This window comes from Sulfurimonas sp. (assembly GCF_041563495.1).
GTDB lineage: Bacteria > Campylobacterota > Campylobacteria > Campylobacterales > Sulfurimonadaceae > Sulfurimonas.
This window is the reverse complement of record NZ_JBFFMZ010000001.1, coordinates 168,669-180,667: the sequence shown is the minus strand read 5'-3', so window position 1 is coordinate 180,667 and position 11,999 is coordinate 168,669. Positions and strand designations below refer to the sequence as shown.

Here is an 11,999-nt window from a genome sequence, read left to right as displayed (position 1 = left end):
TGTGGACAAAATAAAAAAATTTGAGCAAGAAAGAAAAGAAAGAATCAGTGGTTATTCAAATAATAAATTATTGAAGGAGACTGCAAATAAATTTATGATTGAAAGTACAATGCCACAATATTCATATAATTTTTCATGGATGGGACGACCAATTATACAATATCCGCAAGATATGGTAGCCATGCAAGAATTGATTTGGGAAATAAAACCGGATTTAATAATTGAAACTGGCATAGCACATGGCGGTTCTTTGATTTTTTATGCATCTATTATGGAACTTTTAGGAAAAGGTGAAATATTAGGAATTGATATAGATATTAGAGATCATAATAAAAAGGCAATAGAAGAACATCCTATGAGTAAAAGAATTAGCATGATTCAAGGTTCAAGCATTGATGAAAGTATCGTAAAGCAGGTGAAAAAATTTGCTGAGGGCAAAAATACTGTTATGGTTTGTCTGGATTCTAATCATACTCATGAACATGTTTTAAAAGAGTTGGAAGCTTATGCTGATTTAACTTCAAAAAATAGTTATTGTGTTGTATTTGATACTATTGTTGAAGATTTACCTGCTGGGTTTTACCCTGATCGGCCATGGGATGTGGGAGATAATCCAAAAACCGCAATATTTGAATTTTTAGAAACAAATGACAACTTTATAATAAATGATGAAATTGATAATAAACTTTTAATTTCTGTTGCTCCAAGTGGCTATTTAAAAAGAGTAAAATAGTATGTCAAAAGTATCTATATGTATTCCTGTTTATAATAGAGATGAATTAATTAAAAAAGCTCTTGAATCTTCTATGAATCAAACATATAGTGATATAGAAATTGTTGTTTGTGATAATTGTAGTACTGATAGAACGAAAGAAGTGGTTCTAGAATATGCTAAAAAAGACAGTAGAATAAAGTTTTTTGAAAATGAAGAAAATATTGGTGCTTTGAGAAATTTTAAAAAAACTATAGAACTAGCTACTGGTGATTTTGTTGTTTTATTAGGTAGTGATGATTGGTTGTCTGAAGATTTTATAGAAAGTAGAATGAAAGGTTTTAAATTATTTCCTGATGCTGCCTTTATCTCTGGACCTATGACTACAAATACAATATTTGATGACAATACATATAAAAAAAATATAGACTATATTTATAATTCTTCTAAATTATCAAAGGAATATGTATATAAAAATTTTTACAAAAAATTTCTAATTAGTTACTTTTGTTTATTTAGAAAAGATGACATACTAAATAACTTTGCGACTGATTTTGAAAACGAAATGAATTGGGAAATATATAAAACAGGTTATGGATTAGATTTAATAAATTGTTTGAATATTTTGAAAAAATACGATTATATGTATTATATTGGAAGTGGTGTTTACAATTTTGGTAACCCAAGTGACAGAGAATCTGAGAGCATAGTTAATGATAATATGAATATTAATGAACCAATTACTAAATTGATAGAGGATTATATATATGTTACTTACTTGTTTAATGAATATTACAAGTCTTTAGAATTAGATTATATAGCTAAAGAATTTGTAAATTATAAATTCTTACAACTAATGTATGAATTACTTAAATCCAGAATCTTGTTTCATAAAAATATTTTAGTTTTTATAAATATAATGAATGTCTCAAAATTAAGTATTTTTTTAACAGTTTTAAAAATGCCATTTTATATTTTTTATAGATTATATAGATTTAATATTAGAAAAAAATATGGTGTTGAAAGGAACTAGAATGATAACAAATCAATTGACAATAGTAATTCCAACATATAATAGACATAAGTATTTAAATAGAATTTTAAGCTACTATAAAAACTTTCAATTTAATAATATTTTAGTAATAGACTCAACTATTGAAGAATTTGATAACAAAGATGAATATAATATTGAGTATTTTCATTACCCAAATATAAGTTTTTCAGAAAAAATGTTAGATGCAATCAATAAAGTAAAAACAGAGTATATGGTGGTTTGTGCTGATGATGATTTTATTCTTTTAGATGCTTCATTGAAGTGTGTTGAATTTTTAGATAATAATCCTGAGTATGTTTCATGTTCAGGAACATTTGTGACATTTTATACAGAGTATCTTGAGAACTATAATTTTCTAAGTTTGGATGTTAATGAATTTAAAGAGTATAGTAATAAAAATTTATTAGATAGAATTGATTTTCATTTTAATAATTACTATACATTAATGTATTCAATTCATAGAACAAAAGTGTTTAAAAATTTTATAGATGATTTTATAGATATAAATCAACCTTTTTTAAGAGAAGTTGGACAATCATTTTATACTTTAGCGCAGGGTGGAAATAAAGTTTTACCATTTTTTTATGGTGCTAGAGAGTGTATGAAAGGTGAATCTGAGGGACAAACGAATGATAACCTTGAAGTTGTATCAAGTAACAAAAAATATGAAGATGAATATAACTTATTTTATTCAAAAATTTTAAACATTTTAAAGAAATACAATGGAGAAAATAATTTTATACATATTGTCGATAAAGCGATATCCGATTATAAAGAACAATGTATAGTATCTAAGCCTAATCCATCTAAAATTTTTTTAAAAAAAATATTTAGTTTTTTTGATTACATGAAAAAAAAACATACATATAAGCATAAATCTTTATTAAACTTGGAATCATTTACATCTGCTGAAGGTAATCTTAACCAATGGCTTATAATAGAAAAAATCATTAAAAAATATAAATAAAAGGTAAATAAATTGAAAAAATTTTTAAGTTATATGAAAATTATTATACCAGATTCTGTAAAAGCAATAATAAAAAAGTTAATACCTCTTGGGTTAATAAAAAAATATAGAAGTAAAACTTATATCATAGATCTTGTTGGTTCTTGTAATTTAAAATGTCCTTCATGTCCGAGTGGTAGTTATATGAAGATGAACCCTTATGGATATATGAATGAAGATCTTTTTGAAAAAATAGTCAAAAGAATTTCTATTGAAGACCCTTTTACAACTGTTGCCTTATATAATTGGACAGAGCCAATGCTACATACAAAATTACCAGAATTCATACAAATTTTAAATAAATATGAATTACAATCAACCTTAAGTAGTAATTTAAATATACTTAAAAATGTTGAAAATTTTGCTAAATCTAATCCAACTCATTTGACAATTTCATTATCGGGCTTTACACAAGATATCTATGAAGTTGGACATAGAGGTGGAGATATTGAAATAGTAAAAGAAAATATGAGTGTACTAAGTAGAGCTTTGAAAAAATATAACTCAAGTACAAATGTAACAGTATACTATCATAAATATAAGCATAATACTCACGAAGTTAAAATAATGCAAAAGTTTGCTGAGGATTTAGGTTTTAACTTTGGATCTGGATGGGCATATTACATGCCTATTGAAAGAGTTTTAGAATATAAAAATAATAAATTGATTGCTGAGGAAAAAAAGTTTATAAAAAATAATATAGCTTTAGATTTAAATAATGTTATTGAGAAGTCAATGCAATTTAAAAATGAAGAATGTAGTTTGCAAGAAAATATTATAACTATGAATCATAAGGGAGATATTCAACTATGCTGTGGTGTCTATGATTACAATAAATTCACAATAGGACATTACCTAGATATGAGTACAGATGAAATCATAAGAAAAATTAAGCAAAATTCTTTTTGCAAAACATGTAAAGCAAATGCTTTACATGTTTACTCTACATGGCATAATTATCCTGAATTACAAGATGTTTTTAATAAAAATGCTGAAGATAATTTAAATGTTTAACACGTTGTTTATAAGTGAAAATCTTTCCGAAAATAGTCATACTGATGATACGATTTCAGGGGTAGAAGCAAATGTTAACTTAATTGAAAAAATTAACTATACAGAAATGTATGAAACTAATGGAAAAATATATTTTGAAAAATATATTTTGAAAAAGATAGAAGAAAAAAATGTTGAATTGTTGATTTTTGCAATTGGTGCAGGAATGATTATAGACATCTTCTTTTTAAAAAAAATAAGTGAATGCTTTGATCTTAAAATTATTACGATGTTTTCTGATAGTGAACACTTATTTGAATCTAATGACAGGTATTATGCTCAAACATCAGATTTAACATGGTTGTTGAGTCCATCAACTGAAGAATTATTCAATTTATATGATATAAACTCAGTATGGACACAAGGCTTTGACAAAAATAGATACCCAAAAAAAGAACTTACTAAGTCTATAGATATTTCGTTTATTGGTGGAATAAATAGAAGTAATAGGCTTGAGTATATTGATTTTTTAAGAGAGAACGGTATAAATGTTGAACTGGCTGGTTATGGAACAGATAGAGGGCTTATAAGTGTTGAAGAGAAAAATGAAATAGTTTACAAAAGTAAAATAAATTTAAATTTTACTGGTGTTGAAAATGAAGATAAGAAAATATTTAAAAGAGTAAAACAGCCAAAAGGAAGACCTATGGAAATATCAATGCTTGGTGGCTTTACTTTGAGTGAGTATTCTTATGGTATAGAAAAAATGTTTGATGTTAACAAAGAAATAGATATATTTCATGATAAAGAAGAACTTTTAGAAAAAATTAAGTTTTATTTAGCAAATGAAAAAAGTCTTGAAGAAAAAGCTCAGTGTGCATATAATAGAGCATTCAGAGAGTATGAAACAAACAACAGCTTTTTAAAAGTCTTAGACGCGTTGGAAAAAATAAAGTATGTTAATAAAACATATTTTATAGATGATAATTTTGCTAAAAGATTTACAAGTACACGTTTTTATTATATGACTAAGTTTTTGATAATTGGTGAATTAAAGGCTTCTTTTGATGAGATTAAAACAATAATAAAATACAAAAATATAACTTTTAAGAATTTTTATTTTGATATTCCAAGGGGTATATTCCATGTATTAGATAAGAAAATTATTTATACAAGAAAAATTGTAAACTTTTTAAGAACGAAATAAATTATTAAAGGGATTAGATGACTCATATTCAAAAAGTATATGTAGATTGATACATGCAAGGTAATATAAAAAAATATTTAATTATGGCTTTATAATGGCTATATATCAAAGGAAGTGTTAATTTGATTTTTGATTATCTTATAGTCGGTGGTGGCATTATTGGTTTAACTATTGCTTACGAATTAATTGAATCTAATCCAAAATTAAAAATAGCTATTGTTGAAAAAGAAAACGATGTAGCAAAACATGCTAGCGGTAGAAATAGTGGTGTTTTGCATGCAGGATTTTACTACAGTGCAAATAGTTTAAAAGCGAAATTTACTGTAGAAGGAAATAAACTTATGAAACAATTTTGTAAAGATAATGATATTTTTATTAATGAAACTAAAAAAGTAGTTGTTGCGAATGATGAAAATGAACTTCTTGGGCTTCATGAACTCCAAAAGCGGGCAGAGTTAAATGGAGTAGATACTAAAATTATTTCAGAAGTAAAACTGAAGAAAATTGATTCAAATGCAAAAACATATAAAGAAGCTCTTTATTCACCTTCAACAGCATCTGTAGATCCTAAAGTTGTATGTATTAAATTGAAAAATAATCTACAAAAGATGGGAATAAAGTTTTATTTTAATAAAAAATTTCAAGATATTGATTTTGAATATAAATACTTAATTAACGCAGCAGGAGCTTATGCCGACAAAATAGCTCAAAAGTTTGGATTAGCACAAAATTATACTATGCTTCCTTTTAAAGGTATATATCTCAAATATATGGATGATAAAACATCTATTCAAACAAATATTTATCCTGTGCCAAATCTAGAGAAGCCATTTTTAGGAGTTCATTATACTATAACTGTTGATGGAAGTATTAAGATAGGTCCTACTGCTATTCCTGCTTTCTGGAGAGAAAATTATAAAGGATTTAATAACTTTAATCTAAATGAAATGGTGGAAATTTTATATTACGAAAGTAAGTTGTTTTTGCTTAATTCATTTAATTTTAGGAGTTTAGCTATAAGTGAAATGAAAAACTATATTAAAGCTATTTTCATTAAAAAAGCTAAAAATATGGTGTATGAAATTGGAGACAACTTTAAATCTCTTCCAGCTGGCATTAGGTCTCAACTTTTAAATACTCAGACAAATGAGTTAGTACAAGATTTTGTTGTAGAGCATACCAAAAATTCAACACATATTTTAAATGCTGTGAGCCCAGCTTTTACATGTTCATTCGCATTTGCAAAATATATTGTTGAAGAGGTAAATCAGAATAGGAGTACGAATAATGAATAATTATATAAATAAGCATATAAATGAATCTATAGAGGTGAAAAAACAAATTTTAGACAATATAAATATTATTAATAATATTTTAAAAGCTTCTCAGGTTTGTATAAAAGCGTATAAAGATAATAAAAAAATATTGATTGCTGGTAATGGTGGAAGTGCTGCAGACGCACAGCATATTGCAGGTGAACTTGTAAGTAGGTTTTATTTTGACAGGCCAGGACTTGCAGCAGTTGCTCTGACCACTGATACTTCAATATTAACTGCTATTGGGAATGACTATGGATACGAAAAAATTTTTTCAAGACAAATAGAAGCTAATGGAGATTGTAATGATATCTTCATAGCTATTTCAACATCTGGTAATTCTAAAAATATTATAGAGGCCATTGTAGAGTGCAAGAAAAAAGGAATAACTACCATAGGACTTACCGGAAATGAAAATTGTCAAATAGATGAGTTATGTGATATTTGTATAAAAGTTCCATCAAGTTCTACACCAAGAATTCAAGAATCTCATATATTAATAGGACATATATTATGCGCAATTATTGAAGAAGAAATATTTGGAGATAAATTTTAATGGAAGCAATAATTTTAGCTGGTGGATTTGGCACAAGACTGCAAAGTGTAGTGAAAGATGTTCCTAAACCTATGGCTGATATAAATGGAAAACCTTTTTTAGAATATATTTTGAATATGTTGTCAAAACAGGGTGTTACCGATGTAGTGTTTTCCGTGGGATACAAAGCTGATATTATAAAAAAGTATTTTGGTCATAAGTATAAAAATATAAATATTAATTATTCTATTGAAGAAATAGCACTAGGTACAGGTGGAGCTATTAAAAAATCGTTAGATATGTGTAAAGAAAAGGATGTATTAGTCTTAAATGGAGATACATATTTTGATGTAAGCTTAAACGAACTTTTTGATAAATATAAAGAATTAGACTGTAGCTTAATTTTATCTTTAAAAGTTATGCATAATTCGAATAGATATGGTAGTGTAATTGTTGAAAATAATTATATAAAGAGTTTTACTGAAAAAAAATACAAAGAAAAAAGTTTGATAAATGGAGGTGTTTATATCATTAATAAAAACTTATTTACTAATAGCATATTAAATGGTACATTTTCATTTGAAAGTGATTTCTTAGAAAAAAATGTCAATAATCTTAAATTTGGTTTTTTAATCTCTAATGGTTATTTTATTGATATAGGAATACCGGAAGATTATGAAAAAGCTAAGCTAGATTTACAATAATGACAAAAGCACTTTTTTTAGACAGAGACGGAATTATTAATGTAGATAAAAAGTATGTGCATAAAAAAGATGAATTTGAATTTACAGATGGTATTTTTGAATTTTGCAAATACTTTATGGATAATGGTTTTTTGATTTTTGTTATAACAAATCAAGCAGGTATTGGAAGAGGATATTATACTGATAATGACTTTTTGACTTTGACAGAATGGATGAAAGGTGAATTTAAACAGAACAATATATTTATTAAAGATGTGTATCATTGCCCACATCATTCGGAGAAAGGTATAGGAAAATATAAAATAGATTGTAATTGCAGGAAACCTAAACCAGGAATGATTTTGAGCATAGCTGATAAATATAGAATAGATTTAAATTACTCTATATTAGTTGGGGATAAAAAAAGTGATATTGAAGCAGGAATTCGTGCCAAGATAAAAAATAATTTTTTAATAAAAAGTGAATATCAAAATGAGTATGATTTTAAAACTATTAAAGATTTACTAGACCATTTGAAGGAAATAAAAATATGATCTTATCAAGAACACCACATAGGATATCATTTTTTGGTGGAGGCACCGACTACCCAGAATACTACCGTGAATATGGTGGAAAAACGTTAGGCGTGGCTATAGATAAATACTCATATTTAAATGTTAGGAAGCTTCCACCATTTTTTGATTATAAACATCGTATAGTTTATTCAAAACAAGAAAATGTAGTTAATTTGGATGATATAGTTCATCCTTCGGTACGAGAAACTTTAAAATATATGCAAGTCAACAGTGGTATTTCTATCCATCATGATGGTGATATCCCCGCTAGAAGTGGAATGGGATCAAGTTCCTCTTTTACTGTCGGTTTGATAAATAGTATAAATGCATTAAATGGAAAAATGAGTTCAAAAGATGAATTAACTCAAAAATCAATTCATATAGAACAGAATCTTATAAAAGAAAATGTTGGCTCACAAGACCAGGCTTTTGCTGCACATGGTGGCTTAAATATTATAAATTTTTTACAAAATGGTAAAATAAGTGTTACACCAATAATTATGAAGAAGAACAGGATGATTACATTTCAAGATAATATTATGCTGTTTTTTAGTGGTATATCTAGAACTGCTTCAGATGTAGTGGTAGAACAGATAAATAAAACTTCTATAAATGTCCCAAATTTAAACAAGATGAAAGATTTAGTTGATGAAGCACATGATATTTTAATTTCAAATAGAAACTTAAATGAGTTTGGTGAATTATTAAATACTACTTGGGAGTTGAAGAAATCTTTATCTAGTAAAGTTACAAATAAACAAATAGATGATATGTATAATAGGGCAATAAAAGCTGGAGCTATTGGTGGTAAGTTGCTAGGTGCAGGAGGTGGCGGTTTTATGTCATTTTATGTTGAAAAAGAAAATCAAGAAGCTGTAAAAGAAGCTTTGCACGATTATTTATATATACCATTTAACTTTGATTTTGAAGGGTCGAAAATAGTAGTATATGAACCAAATTATAAGGACAAATAAAATATGAATTATGAATTAGCTTACTCAACATTTGATCAGGCAGAAAAAGATGCAATGTTTCAAGTAATAGAAAGTGATATGTTTACAATGGGTAAAAATGTCAAACAGTTTGAAAAAGAATTTTCAAGTTTTTTTGGAAAAAAATATGCTGTTATGGTGAACTCCGGTAGCTCAGCAAATTTAGTAGGGTTAGCAGCATTATTTTACAAGAAAGAAAATCCTCTAAAAAAAGGTGATGAAGTTATTGTTCCATGTGTGTCATGGGCTACCACATATTATCCACTTCAACAATATGGTTTAAAACTAAAATTTGTAGATATTGAACTTGATACTTTAAACTACGATATTGAAGAACTTAAAAAGGCAGTTACAAAAAATACTAAAATGATTGTTACTGTTTCAGTGCTTGGTAATCCAAATTATTATGATGAGATAGAAAAACTATGTGAAGATAATAATATTGTATTGTTTGATGATAATTGCGAATCAATGGGAGCTAAATATAATGGTAAGTTTACAGGTACTAGTGGACTTATTAACACATATTCTACATTCTTTTCTCACCATATTTCAACTATGGAGGGTGGTTTAATATTAACGGATGATTTTGAGATATATTCATTATGTAAATCACTTAGAAATCATGGATGGACAAGAGATCAGGATGAAAATAGCCCGATTTATGAGAAAAAAGATGATGATTTTTTTGAAGCATATAGATTTATACTTCCAGGATATAACGTAAGGCCAGGAGAGCTTCAAGGTGCTTTAGGATTACAACAAATAAAAAAATTACCCGATATGATAATTCAAAGAAGAAAAAATGCAGCGTATTTTGAAAGTAAATTTAAAAATGATGATAGGTTTATAATTCAAAGGGATACAGGAGAAAGTTCTTGGTTTAGTTTTGCAATGATTATTCATCCAGATAGTAATTTAGATAGAGAAGTAGTATTTAAAGCACTAAGTGATGCTGAAATTGGATATAGAATTATTACTGGCGGGAATTTTTTGGAACATGATGTTATTAAATATTTTGATTATGAAGTGACTAAATCAGATAATGCGAGTTATGCACATAACAATGGCTTTTTTGTAGGAAATTCACCTCATGATTTAACTAAAGAGATAGATATTTTATATATGGCGCTAAAAGGTTTATAATTGCTATATATATCTTCTGCATGTGTAAAACAAAATAGCATTATTGATTCAATAATTGCACTAAAAAATATTACCAAAAATATTGAGCTGTCTGGCGGAACAAAAATACAAAATAATATGCTGAAAAGTATTGTTGAATTAAGAAAAACAGATATGTTTAGTTTTTTAGTTCATAGTTATTTTCCTCCACCGTCTGAAGATTTTGTATTGAACTTTGCAGACACATCAAGTAAAACAAGAGACTTTATTATTAAGAGTATGAAGTATGTAAACGACTTGGATATAGAGTATTACTCTATACATGCAGGATTTAAAAAAGAATTTAATATTGAAAATGAATTACTAATAGATGGAAAAGATTCGTTTAGTATAGATGGAATTAAGGAAAATATTTTTTGGTACTATTCAATTTTTGAAAAAAAGCTTGCATTAGAAAATTTATTTCCAAATGGACAAAATGAAACTTGTTTTGGATCTCATATTGATGAAATAATAGAAATTATGGATTTAGATAAAAGAGTATATTTGCTTTTGGATTTAGGACATTTGAAAATATCAGCTAGATTTTATGGATTTGATTACTTAAAAGCGGTAAACTTACTTTTCAGTAATTATTCAAACAGAATACTTGAAATTCATTTATCAGAAAACAACGGATTAGAAGATGATCATAATATGATCTTTTCTGACAGTATTCAATATATGATACTAGAGAAGTATAAAAAAAATATAATGGATAATAACATTAATTTGGTGATTGAAGCTAGGGGATATAACATTCAAGAATTGAAAAAATGCTATAATCTAATTAACAATATGATAGGAGAAAAAAAATGAGTTCAAATATATTGGTTACAGGTGGTGGGGGTTACTTAGGCTCAGTTATGGTTCCAGAATTACTCAAGTTAGGTCATAAAGTTACAGTCTTAGATACATTCATGTTTGGTCAAAACTCACTGGCTGATGTGTGCCATCTTGATAATTTCAATGTAGTTAAAGGTGATGCTAGAGATAAGTCACTTTTAAAATCATTAACTAAAGAGCAAGATATAATTATTCCATTAGCTGCACTTGTTGGTGCTCCGTTATGTAATCGTGATGCTATTGGTACAGTTACAACAAATAGAGATGCAGTTCAAACATTATCAGATGTTTTATCAAAAGAACAAAGAGTTTTAATGCCAATTACTAATAGTGGTTATGGTGTTGGTCAAGATGGTATATATTGTACGGAGGAAACACCATTAAATCCAATTTCTACATATGGACAAACTAAAGTTGATGCAGAAAAGATCATTTTAGAGAGAGAAAACTCTATGAGTTTTAGACTTGCTACAGTATTTGGTATGAGCTCAAGAATGAGATTAGATTTACTTGTAAATGATTTTACATATAGAGCTGTAAATGATGGTTTTATTGTGATTTTTGAAGGTCATTTTAAAAGAAACTATATTCATATTCGTGATGTTGCAAATGCTTTTATCCATGGTATAGATAATTTTGATACTATGAAAGGTGAGGCTTATAATGTAGGTTTGTCTGATGCCAATCTTTCAAAACTAGAGTTGTGTGCAAAGATTAAAGAGCATGTACCGAACTTTACAATTATGGAAGCGGAAATTGGAAAAGACCCAGATCAACGAAATTACATAGTTTCAAATGATAAAATAGAAGCAACAGGATTTAAACCCCAGTTTAGCCTTGATATGGGTATAAAAGAGCTTTTAAAGGGATATACAATTATAAATAATAGTAAGTTTGCCAATGTTTAATCAAGATT

At 27.1% G+C, this 11,999-nt stretch carries 13 protein-coding genes; all 13 read left to right on the top strand.

Annotation, left to right across the window (positions count from 1 at the left end; translation table 11 throughout):
* Window position 1 precedes the first annotated feature (1 nt).
* Window positions 2-733: a cephalosporin hydroxylase family protein gene (locus tag ABYK18_RS00870; RefSeq protein WP_373034668.1), complete on the top strand. Its 732-nt coding sequence runs from the start codon at window positions 2-4 to the stop codon at window positions 731-733.
* A gap of 1 nt (window position 734) precedes the next feature.
* Complete coding sequence (locus ABYK18_RS00865) at window positions 735-1,745, top strand: glycosyltransferase family 2 protein (RefSeq protein ID WP_373034667.1); 1,011 nt, start codon at window positions 735-737, stop codon at window positions 1,743-1,745.
* A 1-nt stretch (window position 1,746) separates the two neighbouring features.
* On the top strand, window positions 1,747-2,733 hold the full coding sequence (locus tag ABYK18_RS00860) for a TIGR00180 family glycosyltransferase (protein WP_373034666.1): 987 nt from the start codon (window positions 1,747-1,749) through the stop codon (window positions 2,731-2,733).
* 12 nt (window positions 2,734-2,745) lie between these two features.
* Entirely contained in the window at window positions 2,746-3,786 is a 1,041-nt protein-coding gene (locus tag ABYK18_RS00855) for a radical SAM/SPASM domain-containing protein (protein WP_373034665.1), read from the top strand.
* On the top strand, window positions 3,779-4,972 hold the full coding sequence (locus ABYK18_RS00850) for a glycosyltransferase (protein WP_373034664.1): 1,194 nt from the start codon (window positions 3,779-3,781) through the stop codon (window positions 4,970-4,972). Before ABYK18_RS00855 ends, ABYK18_RS00850 begins: the two co-directional genes overlap by 8 nt.
* A 122-nt stretch (window positions 4,973-5,094) precedes the next feature.
* Entirely contained in the window at window positions 5,095-6,267 is a 1,173-nt protein-coding gene (lhgO, locus tag ABYK18_RS00845) for an L-2-hydroxyglutarate oxidase (RefSeq protein WP_373034663.1), read from the top strand.
* Window positions 6,260-6,844 (top strand): SIS domain-containing protein, encoded by a 585-nt coding sequence (locus ABYK18_RS00840; RefSeq protein WP_373034662.1) that lies wholly within the window; start codon window positions 6,260-6,262, stop codon window positions 6,842-6,844. Before lhgO ends, ABYK18_RS00840 begins: the two co-directional genes overlap by 8 nt.
* A complete protein-coding gene (locus ABYK18_RS00835) occupies window positions 6,844-7,527 on the top strand; it encodes a nucleotidyltransferase family protein (protein ID WP_373034661.1) in 684 nt (227 codons plus the stop codon). Before ABYK18_RS00840 ends, ABYK18_RS00835 begins: the two co-directional genes overlap by 1 nt.
* Window positions 7,527-8,060, top strand: coding sequence for a D-glycero-beta-D-manno-heptose 1,7-bisphosphate 7-phosphatase (gene gmhB, locus ABYK18_RS00830; RefSeq protein WP_373034660.1), 534 nt, complete (start codon window positions 7,527-7,529; stop codon window positions 8,058-8,060). The genes ABYK18_RS00835 and gmhB overlap by 1 nt, the downstream gene beginning before the upstream one ends.
* The gene (locus tag ABYK18_RS00825; protein ID WP_373034659.1) at window positions 8,057-9,055 is read left to right on the top strand and encodes a kinase; all 999 of its coding nucleotides are present in this window, start codon (window positions 8,057-8,059) and stop codon (window positions 9,053-9,055) included. Before gmhB ends, ABYK18_RS00825 begins: the two co-directional genes overlap by 4 nt.
* Window positions 9,056-9,058: 3 nt before the next feature.
* Window positions 9,059-10,219 carry a DegT/DnrJ/EryC1/StrS family aminotransferase gene (locus tag ABYK18_RS00820; protein WP_373034657.1) on the top strand — a complete coding sequence of 387 codons (1,161 nt, stop codon included), beginning with the start codon at window positions 9,059-9,061 and terminating at the stop codon, window positions 10,217-10,219.
* Window positions 10,220-11,056, top strand: a complete 837-nt coding sequence (locus ABYK18_RS00815; RefSeq protein ID WP_373034655.1) for a hypothetical protein — start codon at window positions 10,220-10,222, stop codon at window positions 11,054-11,056.
* Window positions 11,053-11,991 (top strand): NAD-dependent epimerase/dehydratase family protein, encoded by a 939-nt coding sequence (locus ABYK18_RS00810; RefSeq protein WP_373034654.1) that lies wholly within the window; start codon window positions 11,053-11,055, stop codon window positions 11,989-11,991. The genes ABYK18_RS00815 and ABYK18_RS00810 overlap by 4 nt, the downstream gene beginning before the upstream one ends.
* Window positions 11,992-11,999 lie beyond the last annotated feature (8 nt).